19 protein-coding genes are annotated in these 18,494 nt (G+C 42.0%); 5 read left to right on the forward strand and 14 right to left on the reverse strand.

Annotated elements, in window-relative coordinates; all coding sequences use genetic code 11:
- The first annotated feature begins 51 nt into the window (after positions 1-51).
- Positions 52-546 carry a rhombosortase gene (rrtA, locus tag K5620_RS12865; protein WP_016403452.1) on the forward strand — a complete coding sequence of 165 codons (495 nt, stop codon included), beginning with the start codon at positions 52-54 and terminating at the stop codon, positions 544-546.
- Here rrtA and pyrF read toward each other — a convergent pair.
- The 9 genes from pyrF to K5620_RS12910 all read right to left on the reverse strand — a co-directional run bounded on the left by pyrF (position 535) and on the right by K5620_RS12910 (position 9,827).
- A complete protein-coding gene (pyrF, locus tag K5620_RS12870; RefSeq protein WP_016403453.1) occupies positions 535-1,233 on the reverse strand; it encodes an orotidine-5'-phosphate decarboxylase in 699 nt (232 codons plus the stop codon). The genes rrtA and pyrF overlap by 12 nt on opposite strands.
- Before the next feature lie 5 nt (positions 1,234-1,238).
- Positions 1,239-2,408 (reverse strand): lipopolysaccharide assembly protein LapB, encoded by a 1,170-nt coding sequence (gene lapB, locus K5620_RS12875; RefSeq protein WP_016403454.1) that lies wholly within the window; start codon positions 2,406-2,408, stop codon positions 1,239-1,241.
- Positions 2,408-2,698 carry a LapA family protein gene (locus tag K5620_RS12880; protein WP_016403455.1) on the reverse strand — a complete coding sequence of 97 codons (291 nt, stop codon included), beginning with the start codon at positions 2,696-2,698 and terminating at the stop codon, positions 2,408-2,410. Before K5620_RS12880 ends, lapB begins: the two co-directional genes overlap by 1 nt.
- Positions 2,699-2,792: 94 nt before the next feature.
- Complete coding sequence (locus K5620_RS12885; RefSeq protein ID WP_016403456.1) at positions 2,793-3,077, reverse strand: integration host factor subunit beta; 285 nt, start codon at positions 3,075-3,077, stop codon at positions 2,793-2,795.
- A gap of 112 nt (positions 3,078-3,189) precedes the next feature.
- A complete protein-coding gene (gene rpsA / locus K5620_RS12890) occupies positions 3,190-4,863 on the reverse strand; it encodes a 30S ribosomal protein S1 (protein WP_016403457.1) in 1,674 nt (557 codons plus the stop codon).
- A 104-nt stretch (positions 4,864-4,967) separates the two neighbouring features.
- Positions 4,968-5,648 carry a (d)CMP kinase gene (gene cmk / locus K5620_RS12895; protein ID WP_016403458.1) on the reverse strand — a complete coding sequence of 227 codons (681 nt, stop codon included), beginning with the start codon at positions 5,646-5,648 and terminating at the stop codon, positions 4,968-4,970.
- Positions 5,649-5,862: 214 nt separating this feature from the next.
- Positions 5,863-7,194 (reverse strand): sigma-54-dependent transcriptional regulator, encoded by a 1,332-nt coding sequence (locus tag K5620_RS12900; protein ID WP_016402441.1) that lies wholly within the window; start codon positions 7,192-7,194, stop codon positions 5,863-5,865.
- A 2-nt stretch (positions 7,195-7,196) separates the two neighbouring features.
- Positions 7,197-8,240: a sensor histidine kinase gene (locus tag K5620_RS12905; protein WP_016402442.1), complete on the reverse strand. Its 1,044-nt coding sequence runs from the start codon at positions 8,238-8,240 to the stop codon at positions 7,197-7,199.
- Between the two features lie 105 nt (positions 8,241-8,345).
- Positions 8,346-9,827: a sigma-54 dependent transcriptional regulator gene (locus K5620_RS12910; protein ID WP_016402443.1), complete on the reverse strand. Its 1,482-nt coding sequence runs from the start codon at positions 9,825-9,827 to the stop codon at positions 8,346-8,348.
- Between the two features lie 317 nt (positions 9,828-10,144).
- Here K5620_RS12910 and pseB point away from each other — a divergent pair, with 317 nt between their 5' ends.
- The 4 genes from pseB (at position 10,145) to K5620_RS12930 (ending at position 14,169) form a co-directional block, all read left to right on the forward strand.
- Positions 10,145-11,131, forward strand: a complete 987-nt coding sequence (gene pseB / locus K5620_RS12915; RefSeq protein WP_016402444.1) for a UDP-N-acetylglucosamine 4,6-dehydratase (inverting) — start codon at positions 10,145-10,147, stop codon at positions 11,129-11,131.
- A 2-nt stretch (positions 11,132-11,133) separates the two neighbouring features.
- The gene (gene pseC, locus K5620_RS12920) at positions 11,134-12,291 is read left to right on the forward strand and encodes a UDP-4-amino-4,6-dideoxy-N-acetyl-beta-L-altrosamine transaminase (protein WP_016402445.1); all 1,158 of its coding nucleotides are present in this window, start codon (positions 11,134-11,136) and stop codon (positions 12,289-12,291) included.
- Positions 12,284-12,976 carry a pseudaminic acid cytidylyltransferase gene (gene pseF, locus K5620_RS12925; RefSeq protein WP_016402446.1) on the forward strand — a complete coding sequence of 231 codons (693 nt, stop codon included), beginning with the start codon at positions 12,284-12,286 and terminating at the stop codon, positions 12,974-12,976. The genes pseC and pseF overlap by 8 nt, the downstream gene beginning before the upstream one ends.
- A gap of 77 nt (positions 12,977-13,053) precedes the next feature.
- Positions 13,054-14,169, forward strand: a complete 1,116-nt coding sequence (locus K5620_RS12930; RefSeq protein WP_016402447.1) for a DegT/DnrJ/EryC1/StrS family aminotransferase — start codon at positions 13,054-13,056, stop codon at positions 14,167-14,169.
- An 85-nt stretch (positions 14,170-14,254) separates the two neighbouring features.
- On the opposite strand, the gene K5620_RS12935 is transcribed toward K5620_RS12930, so the two are convergent.
- The 5 genes from K5620_RS12935 to K5620_RS12955 are packed head-to-tail and all read right to left on the reverse strand — an operon-like array spanning position 14,255 to position 18,404.
- Positions 14,255-15,070 carry a sulfotransferase gene (locus K5620_RS12935; protein WP_016402448.1) on the reverse strand — a complete coding sequence of 272 codons (816 nt, stop codon included), beginning with the start codon at positions 15,068-15,070 and terminating at the stop codon, positions 14,255-14,257.
- Positions 15,067-15,762, reverse strand: a complete 696-nt coding sequence (locus K5620_RS12940; RefSeq protein WP_016402449.1) for a class I SAM-dependent methyltransferase — start codon at positions 15,760-15,762, stop codon at positions 15,067-15,069. Before K5620_RS12940 ends, K5620_RS12935 begins: the two co-directional genes overlap by 4 nt.
- Before the next feature lies 1 nt (position 15,763).
- Positions 15,764-16,729, reverse strand: a complete 966-nt coding sequence (locus tag K5620_RS12945) for a hypothetical protein (protein WP_016402450.1) — start codon at positions 16,727-16,729, stop codon at positions 15,764-15,766.
- On the reverse strand, positions 16,726-17,667 hold the full coding sequence (locus tag K5620_RS12950; protein WP_016402451.1) for a DegT/DnrJ/EryC1/StrS family aminotransferase: 942 nt from the start codon (positions 17,665-17,667) through the stop codon (positions 16,726-16,728). The genes K5620_RS12945 and K5620_RS12950 overlap by 4 nt, the downstream gene beginning before the upstream one ends.
- Positions 17,664-18,404, reverse strand: a complete 741-nt coding sequence (locus tag K5620_RS12955; protein ID WP_016402452.1) for a WbqC family protein — start codon at positions 18,402-18,404, stop codon at positions 17,664-17,666. The genes K5620_RS12950 and K5620_RS12955 overlap by 4 nt, the downstream gene beginning before the upstream one ends.
- Between the last annotated feature and the right edge of the window lie 90 nt (positions 18,405-18,494).

Consider the following 18,494-nt stretch of genomic DNA (forward strand, 5'->3'; position numbering starts at 1 on the left):
CTGCTTATTGTAATAAGCTGCTCGTGGCTTTTTCTCGCGCATACCGAACTAATGAGTTGGAACAAACAGCTAATTAGTCAGGGAGAGTATTGGCGCATTGTGTCGGGTAACTTAAGCCACAATAACCTTATTCATTGGCTAATGAATATTGCAACCTTGGTGCTGGTGTATTTTGTTTTTGATGACCGATTATCTAATCAGCACTTCATGTTGATTAGCATTAGCTTATGTTTACTAGGCGGCGGGCTATTATGGTTTGCAAAATATGATGAGTATGTAGGACTCTCGGGCGTAATCCATGGCTTAATAGCCTACGCGGCAATGGCTGATTTGTTCACCGACAAGAAACGCGTCGGTGCCATCATATTGACAGGCTTAAGTGCGAAACTGCTCATGGAGCAATTATATGGCGGTGACCCGTGGGTAACGGATTTGATAGGCATTGATGTTGCCATCGATGCCCATCTATTATTTGCGGTACTTGGGATTAGCTTTGCTTTGCTGCTTTGGTGGCCGTTATGGCGAAGCTATAAGCTAAGCACTTAGCTCTGCGTTAATAGTGGTTAGTACCTCTGCAGGTGAGTCGGCTTGAGTAATCGGCCGGCCTATAACCAAATAGTCAGAGCCTGCAGTAACTGCTTCAACCGGTGTCATAATCCTTCGTTGGTCGCCTTGCGCACTGCCTGTAGGTCGAATTCCCGGGGTTACCAGAGAAAATTCTTCACCAAGTAGCGATTTTAGCATTTTGGCTTCATGAGCTGAGCACACCACTCCATCCAAGCCAGATTGCTTAGTGAGTGTCGCCAAACGCTCTACTTGCTGCATTGGGCTAAGCTCAATACCCAGTTCTAATAAGTCAGATTGGTCCATGCTGGTTAACACAGTTACTGCGATCAACTTAGGTCGTTTATCACCATAAGGTTCTAACGCAGCTTTTGCCGCTTCCATCATTCTACGGCCGCCACTGGCGTGCACGTTGACCATCCATACACCTAACTCCGCAGCTGCGGCTACTGCTTTAGCCACTGTGTTAGGAATATCATGAAATTTTAGGTCTAAGAACACTTCAAAACCTTTATTATGAAGCTCTTTTACCAACTGAGGACCGAACAAAGTGAACATTTCTTTACCCACTTTAAGACGGCATGAGCCCGGCTCTAATTGCTCTACAAATGCCATACATTGATCGATATCTGCATAATCGAGGGCAACTAATACCTTTGGGTCTTGCATTGTTTCTACTCTCCGTCTAATCCCACTATTGGTTTAACTGTGCCCCAACTCTTACATGATGGACAATGCCAATATATTGAATGAGATGAAAAGCCACAGCGTCGACACTGATAGTGAGGTTTAATCTTTAATTGTTGGGTAACTAAGCCACGCAAAACTTGCAGGCTTTGTTTAGCTTGACCTTCTTCAGCAGAAGCTAGATGAAGGCCCATTAAGTGATGAAATCCTTTCATGGTAGGGTTGCGTTTCAGCTCAACTACCAACAAATCCTGAGCTTGCTCAGCGCCGTGCGCCTCCCGATAAATAATCGAAAGCTCTACCACTACGCTGGCAATACTTTTTATTGATAAGCAGTACTCTAAAAACTGCTGATAGTACTCGGGCTTTGCCAAATTATCACTACAGGTTTTGTATAGAGATAAAGCATCGGAGGCAAAGTCGATATCTTGCTCTGGGATCTTATTTAAATTTTTAAGTGCTGCTTTATAATCGCCTTCTGCATTTTGAATTTGAGCTAAATGCAAACTAGCTCGAACACACTTCTTGTCTGCGCTAAGCGCTTTTTTTAGTAGCGCTTGGCTCTTTGAAAGCTTCCCGGCAGTTTCTAACTCTTGCGCTTGCTCGCAATAAAAATGCGCAATTTGACGATTAACATCACTCAGTTCTTTAGGGTCTATTTTTTTAGCCACACCAATCGCTTGTGGCCATTCTCGAGTTTGTTGATAGATACTGAGTAATTGTTTTAAGGCTAACTGGCGGTAATCTGGCTCTTCTTGCAATTCAATGAGCAAAGCTTCTGCTCTATCAAATAAGCCTGCGGCTAAATAATCTTTTGCTAATTGTTGTAGAGCTAGGTTCTTTTGGTCGATGTCGATGCCTTCGCGGGCAATCAAGTTTTGGTGAATTCGAATAGCTCGGTCAACTTCACCACGCTGTCTAAATAAATTACCGAGTGCAAGATGGGTATCAATGGTTTCTGAATCTACTTGTAGCAGTTCTACAAACAGGTCTACTGCTTTATCAGATTGATTAGATAAAAGGAGGTTTAAGCCTTCTACGTATTGCTTAGATACGTGATTTGCTTGCTGTTGCTGATTTTGCCTAACGCTGCGCTGCCCCATATACCATCCATAAGCGGCAGCTACTGGTAACAACAAAAACAACAAGCCTAGCATTAACTATCCTTGACCGTCTCGTCTTGCAACTTATTTAGTTGTTTTTGCTGCTTAGCCAATCGACGCTTCAAGCCAGCGCTTTCTAAACGAATACGAGTATAAAAAGCCAACAAAAATAAAAGACAAGTAATAAAGCCGGCTATGAACAAACCAGCCATAAGCCATGACAAGCGCATATCCGATTCGGCAATAAGGTAATTGACACTTACTACTTCATCATTTTGCGCGCCCACAGCAAGTGCAGTAACGAACAGTACAACTAATAACAGCGTTGAGAAAATTGCTTTCACATAACCTCCCAGAGCCAAACAAAAGCTAGGGAAATTATGCAGCAATCACGTTAATTTAACCAGCCAAGATCACCTAATTGTAAAAGAAACAATACTATAGGCCAGCGTTTACGCGCTCTCGCAACTCTTTACCAGGTTTAAAGTGGGGAACATGCTTCCCAGACAACTCTACCTTTTCACCTGTTTTAGGATTTCGGCCCACTCGGGGTGCACGGAAGTGCAGTGAAAAACTACCAAAACCACGAATTTCAATTCTATCGCCTTCCTGTAATGAACAGGTCATTTGCTCAAGAATTTCTTTAATTGCCGACTCAATTTCTTTACTGGTAAATTGAATATGTTTACTAGCGAGTATTTCAATCAAATCAGATTTAGTCATGGATTCTCCAAGCCATTGATAAAGGGAACTAATACCAGTGTAGATAAAGAAATGGGGGGGAACAAGTCCCCCCCAATATTCAATCACATAAATCTAAAAAAAGATTTAAAGATTATTCGCCTTTAAGTGCAGATTTGAATGCATCAGCCATAGCGTTACCAATCTGAGCGTCTTCTTTCTTGTTCAGAGTAGCCATTGCTTCTTTCTCGTCCGCTTCATCTTTAGCACGGATAGAAAGGCTGATTACACGGTTCTTACGGTCAACACCAACGAACTTAGCTTCAAGTTGGTCGCCAACAGAAAGAACAAGTGATGCATCTTCAACACGGTCACGGCTAACATCGCCAGCACGTAAGTAACCTTCAACGCCACTTGCTAGTTCAACAGTTGCACCTTTAGCATCAACTTCAGTAACAGTACCGTTAACTAAAGCACCTTTCTTAAGGTCAGCTAGGTAGTTGTTGAACGGATCTTCAGCAAGCTGTTTAACACCTAGGCTAATGCGCTCACGTTCTGCGTCAACTTGTAGTACAACAGCTTCGATTTCGTCGCCTTTCTTAAAGTCGCGAACCGCTTCTTCACCTTGAGCATCCCAAGAGATGTCAGATAGGTGAACAAGACCGTCAATACCGCCGTCTAGGCCGATGAAGATACCGAAGTCAGTGATAGACTTGATCTTACCTGAAACTTTGTCGTTCTTATCATGAGTGCTAGCGAATAGCTCCCATGGGTTAACTTTACACTGTTTCAAACCAAGTGAGATACGACGACGTTCTTCGTCGATATCCAATACCATAACTTCAACAAGGTCACCCACGTTAACAACTTTAGATGGGTGGATGTTTTTGTTAGTCCAATCCATTTCAGAAACGTGAACTAGACCTTCAACACCGTCTTCGATTTCAACAAAACAACCGTAGTCAGTTAGGTTAGTTACGCGACCTTCAAGACGTGCACCTTCTGGGTAACGGTTAGCAATTGCTACCCATGGATCTTCACCCAGCTGCTTAAGACCTAGAGATACACGAGTGCGCTCACGGTCAAACTTAAGTACTTTAACGTTGATTTCGTCGCCAACATTAACAATTTCGCTTGGGTGCTTAACGCGTTTCCAAGCCATGTCAGTGATGTGTAGAAGACCGTCAACACCGCCAAGATCAACGAATGCACCGTAGTCAGTAAGGTTCTTAACGATACCTTTAACTTCTTGACCTTCTTGTAGGTTCTCAAGAAGTTGATCACGTTCAACACTGTTTTCAGTTTCGATAACAGCACGACGAGAAACAACTACGTTGTTACGTTTTTGATCTAGTTTGATAACTTTAAATTCAAGCTCTTTACCTTCTAGGTGAGCAGTATCGCGCACAGGGCGAACGTCAACTAGTGAACCAGGCAAGAATGCACGGATGGTGTTAACTTCAACTGTAAAGCCACCTTTAACTTTACCGTTAATGATACCAACAACCGTTGCTTGCTCTTCGTAAGCACTTTCAAGTTGGATCCACGCTTCGTGACGTTTCGCTTTTTCGCGAGAAAGAACAGTTTCACCGAAACCATCTTCTACAGCGTCTAACGCTACGTCTACTTGCGCGCCTACTTCAATTTCTAGTTCGCCAGCAGAGTTTTTGAACTGTTCTGCAGGGATAGCAGATTCTGACTTAAGGCCAGCGTCTACTAGAACCATACCGTTTTCGATACCTACTACAGTACCTTTAACAATCGAACCAGAACGGAATTCTAGGTCTTGAAGTGACTCTTCAAAGAGTTGAGCAAAAGATTCAGTCATTATTTAATTACACATATAAGAACGTCCACTTAGCAATCCGGCTAAATGGGGTTAATAATAAACACCTAATTCATCCTTGGTATAGGTGCGCCAAATCCCAGAGATTACTGGGTTAATTTACTGTCGATATACTCTATCGACATTTTCACCACTTCCTCAATAGAAAGTGATGTAGAATCAATAACTAACGCATCTTGAGCAGGAACTAAAGGCGCTACACTACGATTTCTATCGCGGTGGTCACGCTCTTCAATTTCGCTCAAAAGGTGGTCAAAACTAACACTAAAGCCTTTTTCTTGCAACTGATTATAGCGTCGCTGCGCCCGTTCTGCTGCGCTTGCATCTAAAAAGATCTTCGCCGGAGCGTCAACAAAAACTACCGTTCCCATATCTCGCCCATCGGCAATCAAGCCAGGCTCTTCTCGAAATGCGCGCTGGCGTCTTAATAAAGCTTCGCGCACTCGCGGAAATGCAGCAACTTTTGAGGCGGCATTGCCAGCTGTTTCTTTACGAATTTCCAGGGATACATCTTCCCCTTCCAAAATGACTAAAGTATTGCCTTCTTTAGCTTCAAATCGCACATCAAGGTGAGCAGCTAAAAGACTTAACGCTTCTTCATTGCCTAAAGCTACTTCATGATGCAAAGCAGCTAAAGCCAAGACTCGATAAATGGCTCCGCTATCCAGAAGTTGCCATTGATAATGCTGAGCTAGCTTTTGGCATAAAGTGCCCTTACCAGAACCACTAGGCCCGTCAATTGTCACCACTGGAACGTTTTGAGTCATGAGTCCTCCATAATGTCCAAAGCAAAATGCGAGTTCTTATCGGGGGATAGATAAGAACTAAAAAATTCGGCGGCATTATACGTGAAAAGCCGGCAAGAAGCCTCACTAATTTATTAACAAAAAACAAAATAAACCGAACGCTTATCCCACTTTTAAACAAAAAGCAGTATATCATCTGGATATACTGCTTTTTGTTAATAGTGTCTGCTATTTTTTAGGCGGGAAGCTCTACACCAGAATCTTTGATGCGCGCCAACTTATAGCGGAGTGTTCTAGGACTAATACCCAACTTTTCCGCGACATCCTTACGCTTACCATGACACGCTTTAAGCGTATCTAAAATGATTTGTTGTTCTTGCTGGCGTAACTCGTTACCTAAAGGTTCATTTACTAGTGATGACTCAACCACGGGTTCAACCTGTAATGGCTCTAACTGATTTTCTATGACTAAGCAGTCACTATCAATCACGTTACCGTTAGCTAGAATTAGCGCCCTTTGCATAACATTGTCTAGCTCGCGCACATTACCCGGCCAGGAATGATTGAGTAATTTATGCTGCGCACTTAAGCTCAGCTCATAGTTTTGTGCACTATGGCGATTGAGCAAATGCGTCGCTAAAGGCAATACATCTCCTTTACGTTGCTCTAATGGTAGCCAATTTAGTGGAAATACATTTAGTCGGTAATATAAATCTTCTCTAAACTGACCTAGCCTAACAATTTCTCGCATATCTCGGTTGCTGGTAGCAATCACGCGAACATCTAGTTTTATCATTTTGCGGCTGCCCAAGCGCTCAACTTCCCGCTCTTGTAACACTCGCAGTAGCTTAGCTTGTAAGCCAAGATCCATTTCACTGATTTCGTCTAGCAAAATAGTTCCGCCTTGCGCCTGCTCAAACTTACCAGGACAAGCTTTAATGGCACCAGTAAAGGCACCTTTCTCATAACCAAACAATGTTGCTTCGAGCATATTTTCCGGGATAGCAGCACAGTTTATAGCAACAAACTCATGTTCTTTACGTGGTGAACAGTCGTGAATATAGCGTGACAATACCTCTTTACCTGCACCACTTGGCCCGCTAATCAATACCGACGCCTCAGACGCTGCAACTTTCTGGCTCAACTTTAATAACGCTTCGGTAGAAGCATCACCATAAACAGGCTCGCGTTTTTCTACCTTAATAGAAGGTGCATAGCGGCCAACCTGGTTTAATAATACTTCTGGTGAAAAAGGTTTTGATAGGTAGTCAATGGCACCATCGCGCATTGCCGAAACGGCATCGTCAATTTTGGCGTAAGCGGTCATTAACAAAACTGGCGTTTGAGGCCATTTTTGTTTGATATTTTTAAGTAGACTTAAACCATCCATGCCACTCATTTGCACGTCACTCACCACTAGATCAACGGGTTCTTCCGCTAAGGCAATAAGTGCAGACTCTGCACTATCCGCTTGTTCACAGTGATATCCCGCTAATTGCAAGGTATCTACCAATGCTTCTCGCAGACCGGCATCATCTTCAACAATAAGGATTGTAGATTGACTCATGGTTATTGCCCTCCTACAGCAAGATCATGATGGTGTGCCTCAGGAAGTGGTAAACGCACTGTAAAACATGAGCCTTTTGAATTTGATTCAAGCTCAATGCTTCCGTGATGCGCCTTCACGACAGAGTTCACTACCGCTAAGCCTAAACCTGTTCCGTTTTGCTTAGTGGTATAAAAAGGTTCAAAAATCTTATGTTTATTCGCTTCATCTATCCCACCAGCGTGGTCTTCGACGCTAATGAAAAGCTCCTCACCAGAACAACTAATGTGTACTTTTAGTTCACTTCCCTTAGCACTTAACTGCGCGGCGTTTTCGACCAAATTAGATAAAGCAGACACCAAGGCATTAGCATTCACTAGAACTTCTGCATGTGGTGTACTTACTACGCAGGACAATTTAACCTGATGTTGACGCACGCAAGCCTCAGTAGCAGCTTGCAATTGTTCTATGATTTGCTGAGCACTGACCTGATTGACCACCATCCTTTCGCCACTTTTTGCAAACAACAGCATATCGTTCACTTGTGTTTCTAAGTCATTAAGGCGGTCCATCATTTTATTCTGAAAGTTATCGCGGGCATTATCCGACAAGGTTTTATTCGATAAATTCGATCCATACAGCATGGCAGCGGAAAGTGGTGTTCTAATTTGATGGGCTAGTGAGGCCACCATATTTCCTAACGCAGACATACGCTGCAACTTTGCAACATTGGCTTGTAGTTGGCGGGTATGTGTCATATCGGTCAACACAATAAGCTGACCTTGAGTATCTTGTAAAGGCGAGAGACTTAGTTTTACCCGCCTGCCATCAACCAATGAGAGTTCGTGTCCATCATCGGCCTTTGGCGAGAACAGTCTTGGTACCGCCTCTAACCAACGTTGTTGCTCTATATCATCTCCCAGCAATTGCTTAGCCACCGGATTTGCCCTAGAGACAAAACCTTTGTTATCAAGCAATACTAAGCCCGATGGCATAACGTCGAAAATCTGCGACAAGTTATGCTCAGATAAGCTGGTTGGCTGTTGTTGAAGTTGCACTGAGGGCATGAAATAAGCTCCGCGTCATAAAACCGTTAACAGTGCTTATCAATCAATATTCGTGCCATATAAAAAAGGCTCTGAATTCAGAGCCTTAATATAAGATTAATGTGTTTAGCTATCTTTGTTCAAACCGTACTTACGCATTTTTTCAACCAAGGTTGTTCGCCGCATCCCCAGTTGTTCTGCCGCTCTAGCAACCACACCATCTTGTTGCTCAAGCGCTTGGCGAATTAAATCTACCTCAAGGTCTGCCAATAACTCTTTTAAGTTAACACCTTCATCTGGGAGCTGCTGTACCGTTCCCCAGCCTTCTTCATCGAGCTCTTGATCTTGCTCCCCATCAGGAAATAGCGCTTCGGGGCTTGGATCAGAAAATACCGAGGCATCTTCATCACTAAAAATAGCTAACAGCGCATCGCGTTCAGCCAGCTCAGGGCTGTAATTAGGCTCAAAGGTTTCGGCATCAATATGACGATACTTCGGCGGCAAATCGTTTACGTCGACAATTTGGTCAGGATGCAAAATTAGTAGACGTTCGACCAAATTGGATAACTCACGTACGTTACCTGGCCATTGATGCTGCATTAAGGACTCAACTGCGCGTTGGGTAAACCTAACCACTGCCGAATGTTCGTCTTCATGACGATTTACCAACTCTTGAAGCAGCAGAGGAATATCATCTTGGCGCTCTCGCAACGAAGGCATTTCAATGGGGAATACGTTCAAGCGATAGTACAAATCTTCTCGAAACTTCTCTTGCTCAATCATCCGCTCTAGCTGGCGGTGCGTTGCCGCTACCACTCGCACATTTGCGGTAATCGCTTTACTTCCACCCACTCTCTCAAACTGACGCTCTTGCAGCACACGTAGTAATTTAACCTGCATAGGCATTGGCATGTCACCAATTTCGTCTAAGAACAGCGTGCCACCTTCGGCCAATTCAAAGCGGCCTTTGCGCATAGCAAAAGCGCCTGTAAATGCGCCTTTTTCATGGCCAAACAATTCACTTTCGAGTAAATCGGGAGGAATAGCACCACAGTTAATTGGCACAAATGGCCCTTCGCTGCGCACTGAATGGTCGTGAATAGCTTTAGCTACCACTTCTTTACCCGTACCCGATTCACCGAGAATAAGTACATTAGCCTCTTTAGTTGCCACCTGTTCTATCAAGTGACGTACTTCTTGAATAGCGATACCTTTACCAATCAAGTTCTGGCGTAGGCGCTCACTTTTAGCAGGGCTTGCTTTACCAGGTAGATGAGTTAAGTATGCGTCACAGTGATGTAGCAACTGAGTAAGCTGCTCATAATTAAAAGGCAGATCTAAATGGCCAATAAGGTTAGGTAACACCTCAACAATGCTGCCCTCACCTACTGTTAAAAATGGACAATGAGGATGTTTAGCAATAATGCTTTGCACATCCTCTAACTGTTTACTGATTAGTACAACTTTATCTGCGTTACTCGCCAAAGCACTTAGCTCGTCGGTATTGCATACGTTAAATTGTTGGCCAATAAAACCAAGTACCGTTTCTAGTTGCTTAGCTCTCTCTTGGTCACTTTCACAAACTAAAACGCTATTGGATGCTTGCATCCCTATCCCCTGCAAAAAATAAGCTACCTTGCGACAAACTTATGGCTAGTTACCCTATTAAATGATTGTAAACAGGCGTCAAAAATACGCAAGGTATAAGCCGTAAAAGCGACAAAAATATGACACTTGTTCAGTATTATGTGACAAGTACAGCCCCACTCACTCGGTAATTTGTGGATTGCGTAGAAGATTTGAACAAACAGTCACGGGGTCTCTTGTTTAATAGATTAATTTGGATAGGCTTCTAGGTATAAGCTTTGCATAGAGCAATATAGATTAAAGTATCTAACAACAATTAGTGGAAACGGGAATAGCGGATGTTTAATAACAAACAAATATTGATTACGGGTGGTACCGGTTCATTTGGCAAAAAGTTTGTTAAGTTACTTTTAAAAGAGTACCAACCCAAACGCGTTATTATTTATTCCCGCGATGAACTAAAACAATATGAAATGCAGCAAGAGTTTAATCAACCCTGTATGCGCTATTTCATTGGTGATGTAAGAGATAAACAACGCATTACCATGGCAATGCGTGGCGTAGATTTTGTTGTTCACGCTGCAGCTCTAAAGCAAGTTCCAGCTGCTGAATACAATCCAATGGAGTGTATTAAAACAAACATCAATGGTGCCGAAAATGTCATCGATGCGGCACTATACAACAATGTAAAAAAAGTCATTGCTCTTTCTACAGATAAAGCAGCCAACCCCATCAACCTATACGGTGCCACTAAACTTGCATCCGATAAGTTATTTGTTGCGGCAAATAATATAGCTGGAGACCAAGATACCAGTTTTGCGGTTGTTCGTTACGGCAACGTCGTTGGTTCGCGTGGCAGCGTGGTTCCTTTCTTTCAACGACTAATAGATGAAGGTGCTGAGTCTTTACCAATTACTCATCAGGATATGACACGCTTTTGGATTACACTAGAACAAGGCGTACAGTTTGTAGTAGACAACTTTAATCGCATGCATGGTGGCGAGATTTATGTCCCTAAGATACCCTCAGTTAAAATCGTAGACCTAGCAAAAGCAATGGCGCCACACTTGGCTACACATATCATCGGCATTAGGCCAGGGGAAAAACTTCACGAAGTGATGTGTCCAGCGGATGACTCATACCATACCTTTGAGTTTGACGATCACTACGTCATTGCACCGTCTATCTCCTTCAGTAGCCGCACTAATGATTTTCAAAAAAATGCATTAGGTGAAGGCGGTAAAAAGGTTGAGTTAGGAATGGAGTACAACTCTTTATCTAACCCTCATTATCTTACAATCGAGCAAATTAAAGAGCTTCGATAAGCATGAGCAGTCCAATTCATTACGGTAAGCAGCAAATTGACCAAGATGATGTTAAAGCGGTAGTCGATACACTCAATTCAGCGTTTCTCACCCAAGGACCTCAAGTTGCTCAATTTGAACAAGCCTTAGCAAACTACGTAGGTAGTACGCATGCCATTGCCTGCAGCAATGGAACCGCAGCCCTACATTTGGCTTGCTTAGCCTTAGGCATTGGGCAAGGTGATACCGTCTGGACATCTGCTATTAGTTTCGTGGCATCAGCCAACTGTGCGCTTTATTGCGGTGCAAGTATTCGCTTTATTGATATTGACCCTAACACTGGCAATATCTCACTCAAGGCTTTAGCCGCTAAGCTACATCAGTCGCATAAAACCAACACTCTTCCCAAAGCTATCGTTGTTGTTCATTTAGCTGGGAACAGTTGCGACATGCAAGCTATATATAAGCTCTGCAACCCCTTAGGTATTAAACTGATAGAAGATTCCTGCCATGCTCTTGGTGCCAGTTATCAAGGAGCTAAAATAGGAAGTGGTAAATATAGTGACTGCTGCGTATTTAGCTTTCACCCAGTAAAAAGCATAACCAGCGCTGAAGGTGGGATGATTACCGCTAATGATGCAAATTTGGCTAATCGCCTAAAACAGCTTGCATCCCACGGCATTACCAAAGATCCACAAGAGCTAACAGTGTCTGGACAACCACAGTGGTATTATGAGCAACAAAGTTTAGGCTACAACTACCGATTATCTGACTTACAAGCTGCTCTGGGTTTAAGTCAATTGGCTAAACTCGATACTTTTATCGAACGCAGACAACAAATATTCAATATCTACCAAGAAGCATTTAGTGCCCATAACTTAAGCCTCCTTGAGCAAAATAAGGAGGGGGAAAGTGCTCACCACCTCGTTGTGTTACTCATTCCAAACAACCAACGAGATACTGTGTATCGACAGTTAGCTGACATAAACATTCATTGTCAGTTGCATTATATCCCTATTTATCGCCAGCCCTATCATCGTATAAGTAATGCAGAGATAGAAAAATTTGCTGGAGCTGAACAATACTTTAAGAGTGCCTTATCTCTGCCGGTGTATCCCGACTTAAGCCATCAACAGCAACAACGCGTGATTAATTCCTTGTTGGAGATTATTAATGAGTAAAAGCTTGTGTGTAATCCCAGCAAGGGGGGGAAGCAAACGTATCCCCAAAAAAAACATCCGGGATTTTTGTGGTAAGCCAATGATCGCTTGGTCTATTGAAGCAGCTCTTAATAGTCAATTATTTGATGATATCATCGTTTCAAGTGATAATGCGGAAGTCATTGAAATTGCAAATCAATATGGTGCTAGTACCCCTTTTGTTCGCCCAGCAGAATTAGCTAACGATCATGCTGGTACAACTGCGGTGGTTAAACACGCAGTGAATGTCGTTGACCCTGATAGGTCCCGATACACAAGCATTTGCTGTTTATATGCCACAGCCCCATTTGTGAACGCTGATGGATTACAGCAAGCAGCAAAGAACTTAGATAAGCCAAAGTGCAAAACCAGCTTTTCCGCATCAAGCTTTGCCTTTCCGATTCAACGTGCGATCAAATTGGAAAGTGAAGGAGTAAGCCCTTTTCAACCAAATTTAATGGGACAGCGTTCTCAGGATTTGGAGCCGGCTTATCATGATGCAGGACAGTTTTATTGGTGGACCCGGCAAGCACTTGACGAAGATGCTGGAATGTTTTCCAACACATCATTTCCAGTCATTCTTCCAAGAATGCTAACTCAAGATATCGATGAGCCAGAAGATTGGGAAATGGCACAGTTTTTGTTTAATTATTTACACAAGCCTTAAAGTTTGGCGCTGTATACCAACTAAAGTTTTTTGCTGGCAGACCGATAAATAGACAATCTAACGAGTAGGGATCAAGAATGACGATACGAAACAGAAACGAGCCGCTTCTTGTTCAATGTCCCTGCTTACCCGACCGCAAGCTGCTCGACCACTACATTGACCAGATATATGATGCAAAGTGGATTACAAATAATGGGCAACTTGTTCAACGCTTAGAAAAAGAACTAACAGATTTTTTAGATGTACCTTATTTAGTTCTAACCGCAAATGGAACTTCTGCTCTTCAACTGGCGCTTAAGTTGTATGATATCGACCAAGAAGTCATCACTACTCCATTCACCTTCGCTGCAACCGGCCAAGCAATCAAATGGGTAGGAGCGGAACCCATTTTTGCAGATATTGATAAAAAAAGCCTCTGCCTTTCACCTAAAGCAGTAGCAAAGAAAATAACTAAAAGAACTCAAGCCATACTCCCGGTTAATGTATATGGAAGAACTGCACATAACCAAGAATTTGAATCGTTAGCAAAAACACACAAGCTAAAACTTATTTTCGATGGCGCGCAGAGTTTCTCCCCGCCTAGTTTGCACCAAAGGCTAGCTCTAACGAGCGGAGATGCCACCGCACTGAGCTTTCATGCCACTAAAATATTCAATACTATCGAAGGCGGTGCGCTAATTCTTAAAAGTGAAGATGATTACAAAAAAGCTAAATCACTAATTAACTTTGGATTTAGAGTAGGACTTCCAAGCGAAAATGGTACAAATGCAAAAATGAACGAATTTGAGGCAGCATTTGGATTAGCCAATTTAGAAACGATTAATAAACAAATTGAAATCAGAAAACACTTGACGGAAGAGTACAAACAACAATTAGCGGACGTTGAGGCATCAGGAAAAATAAGGCTGATAAAGTCACCCAATTATGCCTATTTACCCATTCAATTTTCCGATGAAGCGACGCTGCTTAGCATTGATAAAGCGTTGCAAGAGCAAAATATTTTTGGTCGCCGCTATTTTCACCCGCTGCAACCAGGCTGTGAGCCAAGTTCTGTCCCCAAAGCCAGAGCAATATCAAACCAAGCGTATTGCTTACCCTTACACGGGAACATGTCGGTCGCAGATACCCATGAAATAGCACTGATACTTAAAGCGGCTCTCGCCTCACCTAGCGTTAGTTCTTTAGCCTTATAAGCACAATGGTAAACCAACGCTAAGCGTTAAGCGCTAGCCGGCAAACCAAATCATCTTTCCAGCGAAGGTTGGAATAAAGGCAAGCCTAATAAAGAAAACGCTCTAGCCTTGTTCCTTTAAGATCAGCATAAACCTCATCTATGATGAACTCGTCTAGCTCTTCTCGCCAAGGCTGGCTAGCTAATACTTGTTGGTTTTTGTATACCGAATAATAGTCATCAGAATGACTTTCTCCGCTGGACACAACAAACTGCTCTGTACTCTCATGCCAATTTAACCCTACAAATTTAAACAAATTTTTCATTTTCGCGCAGGTATCATCTAACAGGTCTTCATAGTGCTGCACTAGAAACCTTGTTGGGTACTTGTCTGCCAAATCTAAATACATATTAGTGACTTCTTTCCATTTGTAATACCCAAAAAAATCTTCACTTCCTTGATTTTTACAATTGCCAAAACGCCACTCCTTTAAAATCTCAGCTCCCTTAGGAAACTCCTTTTCATTTTTCATCCAAGAACTTAATACTGCACAAGGGTGTCTCACCAAACCAACACCATGCACATAAGGCACCTTTCTTAGCATCGGTTCAATCACCGTTTGATATCGATTTTCTTTAAACACCAAAACAGAAGACGAATCAGATTTTTCGAACTGAGGGTATCTACCTGACGCCACTTTATCTATTTGTGTAAGAAAAGAAGAGTCATTTGCAAACATATTTTCAAATAACAGCTCAAACTCTTCAGCATTTGAATCTTCATTTATTACATTTTTAAACTCATAAGCAAAAAGAGGCTGAAACCTAAAAGTAACCTCTGGTGAACTATTAAATACCTGCCCAAGCCAACTAGTACCACTTCGTGCCACTCCGGCAATATAAACTACTTTATCTACTGTCATTTTTTAGTCGCTTTAAAATCAAACCTAAAATGCGAATATATCTGTTCCATGGGCTGTTCAATGGCAAATGTATGACTAAAGCCCGCGTATTCACTTAGCTTTAGCAACCATTGCTTATCAAACCATGTCCCCACAACATCATTATTATTTTCACAACTTTCAAAATAAAAAGCTTCACGTTCAGGAGAGTTATAAAAATTCCATGTTTTGGAGATATCAGGGATATCCCCAATAAACAAACGGCCACCTGGCTTAAGCCAATACGCAAACTTTTTAAACAAACTAACCACTTCAGCTAGCGAGAAATATTGTATTCCTGCATAGATAATGATGATTGAAAAGCTTCCCTTCGGGAACTCCAACTGCGACACGTTAGCGCATACAGTTTCCACATTAGGTAAGTCCAGCTTAGACAAACTGTCCACAAACTCAGGGGTAACATCGACACTAACAACCTTAGAACACTCAGGGGCTATATATTGAGAAATAAGCCCATTTCCACAGCACAAGTCAAGTACGACATCATCTCTTTGAAGTTCTAAATGATCAGTGATGTATTGCAGAGTGTTGCTCCACACCGTCTCAGATACTGCTTGCTTGTTGTAAGTTCTCAAAACCTGCTCTTGCATCGACGATGATTTTGATACTTGCCCGTGTTCTTTCCAGAACGCTGTCCATTTTTCCGAAGACACACTAGTTCTCCACTTGATCGAGAATTGCAGACAATACATCCACCATAGATTGCATATCCTCAACGCTATAGCGATGATCAATAGGCAAAGCAATTAGATGCTGTGACCATTCTTTTTCTAACAAAAATCCACGCTCTTTTCTCTTCAATACATCAGCCCATAGCCTAGGAACAAAAATTCCGTTTTCATGAAGCAAAGATAGCTCAATGCCATTTTGAGGTAATAAAGGATAACAATAAGGAGACGAGGATGATTCAATAGCCAAAGTATTGTAGCGTTCCAATCCTTTATGCAAAATGGAAAAATTCTTTAACCTTTGTTTCATCGCCCAAAACAAATCGACATTCTGCATTAGTTTTTCTGTCTCGCTAGACATACGGCCTATACTGCAATCTAAACTCGCTTCATATGTTTGATAAGCTGCGAATGCTTCTTGTTGATGGCCAGCCAAACGCAACGCACAATGTTGAGTCGATGATTCAAATTGCGGATAAACAGATACGTCTATCGGTTTAGGCGCATACAACAAAGCCCCGTCTCCTACCCCAAAATATTTACGAACCGAAGTAAACGACCAGCAGCCTAAATTTTCAAACCCGAAAAAATTATGAGTATCGTCTAGAATGACTTTCTCCTGTCCGTAGGTGTTGATTATTCTTTTAGATATATCACTCTTAAGTCCGAAGTAGTTGGTCCATAAAAAGTACTCGCCGTCTAATAAATCTGGCTGAACCTTAGGTGTCAGGTCACCATTTAACTCATAGTATCTGATATTTATTCCCAGCAGCCTAAAGGGTTCCAGGGTGGCATCGCAGGTATAAAACGGAACGTACACTAACTTAGGGTTGATTGCTTTTAGTAAAACCATTAAACAGGCTCGGCCGGTCGACAGAGCGTAAAATGAAGAATCCTGCAAATACCCTTTGTTGGCTATTTCTAACTCAAAGAAGCCGCCAATATTCTTCATACACGCAACTCCCTTAGTTTCTGTTTCACACTAGTACAAATGTAATCAATCTGTTCATCGTCAAGATCTTGATGTAAAGGTAAGTTAAGAATACTCCGAGAAACGCTATAAGAGTCCGCGTATACATCCGGGTCAATGTTTGAAATCAACCTGTAATAAAGCGCTATTGTGGGTACATTTAGATCGAATAACGAAAAGTAAAGTTTCTCCCGTAAACCACCGTGAATAACGAGTGGAAATGAGTGCGGAGTAATGTTCTCGATTTGTTCGTACATTACAGTTAAACCTTCAACCCCTTTCAATTGTTCTAAATAACGCTGATAGTGTTTTTTTCGTGTTGACCTTACTTTTTCCATATCTGTAAATAGCAGCTCTGACACAACTACAGGTTCACACATTTCGGCACTAGGGATTGCTGGTAAAGGCAATTCTGAATTGTTACACCGTAGCATCCCACCGGTGGGAACAGCTAATGATTTGTGCAGACTGTAAAATGCGTAGTCACCATATCCACCGAGAGTCACATTGGTATCAATCAATCCCGCCACATGGGCACAATCTTCAATTAAAATAATGCTGTAAGTATCACACAGCTGTTTTACACGCTTAGTATTTGATTGCTCAATACCAAAATAATGTACGAGTAACATTACTCTAAACTTACCTGATTTCATTTGTAACTCTAAACTGCAATAATCAATTTCTAGCCGTTGATTTAGAGAGTAAAAATCATAAGCCAAGTCTAAAGACTCAATCGGGTCAAAAATGCCGGAACCTTCTCTGTCAGTTATCCCGATGTAAGCAGGTAGCAACACATTTTTATTTGTCCTACACACCTCAGCTAAAATACGCCCCCATGCTGTTCTGGCTGAATTGGTGAATGCCAGTCTGGTGTTATTCGACACCTGTTTAGACGGGTTAGTTTGCACTGAAATCATTCACTTAATACCTCATTTTGCGAGCAGATTCTAAAATCATCACTCAGCATTCTTTGAACCTCTTCAATTGAATTCCACATCAGTACATCGATGATGGACAAGCCAGGAACAAATTGATTTCTCCTTTGGCTATAAGCTTTGAGTTCCGGCCGCAGAAATTTCAACTGAATATTGTGTTCATCAAACTCCTGTTGCTTGAAAATAACAGCACCGCCACAAGGGTTAATATACTCATCTGCGCCATAATGCTTTGCAATTTCCAAAGCCCATTGCCCCGCATGCTCTACACTATCAATTGGCATATTTTCTTTAGATTGCACCACTAAAGGGGTTGATATTCCAAGATATTGATTGGTTGTTGCAAGGCTGTGAGCAAGTAAGTCGCCTAGAGAATCTGTTTCCAATGCCAGGCACTCGTCTAATAGCTCCATAGAAGCCTTGAAATATGGCGCTTTTTTACGCCAGTAATCAAATTTGCCTCTAATCTGTTTTTTCCATTTTGCGTCATTATGTATAGATAAAGTATTAATATAATCAAATTGACCACGTTTACTCAGCGGAACAGTAATAAACTGCCACTGCTTACTCTCATCTGGATGTAAAATACGATTTCGGTTTACCCACCCTTTATCAATAAATTGAACTTGATCGAAAATCACCCATATATCCACATGAGCCATTAACTGAAAGTAACCAAGATAAGGAAGAAAATAGGGTTGCATGATCCCAATTTTCATCAAAAGCTCCTTTTTAAGAGACACAAAAATTAAATATAAAGAAAAAACACAGCAATAATTGAACCATCATTTTAAGCTAGTTACACTAAA

The sequence above is a fragment of the Agarivorans albus genome, assembly GCF_019670105.1.
Lineage (GTDB): Bacteria > Pseudomonadota > Gammaproteobacteria > Enterobacterales > Celerinatantimonadaceae > Agarivorans > Agarivorans albus.

What these genes read in the sequence shown, in the direction of transcription:
- K5620_RS12885 (WP_016403456.1), bottom strand. Translation starts at nt 3,077, where the DNA reads ATGACTAAATCTGATTTGATTGAAATACTCGCTAGTAAACATATTCAA.
- pseF (WP_016402446.1), top strand. Translation starts at nt 12,284, where the DNA reads ATGAGTAAAAGCTTGTGTGTAATCCCAGCAAGGGGGGGAAGCAAACGT.
- K5620_RS12930 (WP_016402447.1), top strand. Translation starts at nt 13,054, where the DNA reads ATGACGATACGAAACAGAAACGAGCCGCTTCTTGTTCAATGTCCCTGC.
- K5620_RS12955 (WP_016402452.1), bottom strand. Translation starts at nt 18,404, where the DNA reads ATGAAAATTGGGATCATGCAACCCTATTTTCTTCCTTATCTTGGTTAC.
- K5620_RS12935 (WP_016402448.1), bottom strand. Translation starts at nt 15,070, where the DNA reads ATGACAGTAGATAAAGTAGTTTATATTGCCGGAGTGGCACGAAGTGGT.
- pseB (WP_016402444.1), top strand. Translation starts at nt 10,145, where the DNA reads ATGTTTAATAACAAACAAATATTGATTACGGGTGGTACCGGTTCATTT.
- K5620_RS12905 (WP_016402442.1), bottom strand. Translation starts at nt 8,240, where the DNA reads ATGCCCTCAGTGCAACTTCAACAACAGCCAACCAGCTTATCTGAGCAT.
- pseC (WP_016402445.1), top strand. Translation starts at nt 11,134, where the DNA reads ATGAGCAGTCCAATTCATTACGGTAAGCAGCAAATTGACCAAGATGAT.
- K5620_RS12950 (WP_016402451.1), bottom strand. Translation starts at nt 17,667, where the DNA reads ATGATTTCAGTGCAAACTAACCCGTCTAAACAGGTGTCGAATAACACC.
- pyrF (WP_016403453.1), bottom strand. Translation starts at nt 1,233, where the DNA reads ATGCAAGACCCAAAGGTATTAGTTGCCCTCGATTATGCAGATATCGAT.
- cmk (WP_016403458.1), bottom strand. Translation starts at nt 5,648, where the DNA reads ATGACTCAAAACGTTCCAGTGGTGACAATTGACGGGCCTAGTGGTTCT.
- lapB (WP_016403454.1), bottom strand. Translation starts at nt 2,408, where the DNA reads ATGCTAGGCTTGTTGTTTTTGTTGTTACCAGTAGCTGCCGCTTATGGA.
- K5620_RS12945 (WP_016402450.1), bottom strand. Translation starts at nt 16,729, where the DNA reads ATGAAGAATATTGGCGGCTTCTTTGAGTTAGAAATAGCCAACAAAGGG.
- K5620_RS12910 (WP_016402443.1), bottom strand. Translation starts at nt 9,827, where the DNA reads ATGCAAGCATCCAATAGCGTTTTAGTTTGTGAAAGTGACCAAGAGAGA.
- rpsA (WP_016403457.1), bottom strand. Translation starts at nt 4,863, where the DNA reads ATGACTGAATCTTTTGCTCAACTCTTTGAAGAGTCACTTCAAGACCTA.
- K5620_RS12900 (WP_016402441.1), bottom strand. Translation starts at nt 7,194, where the DNA reads ATGAGTCAATCTACAATCCTTATTGTTGAAGATGATGCCGGTCTGCGA.
- rrtA (WP_016403452.1), top strand. Translation starts at nt 52, where the DNA reads ATGAGTTGGAACAAACAGCTAATTAGTCAGGGAGAGTATTGGCGCATT.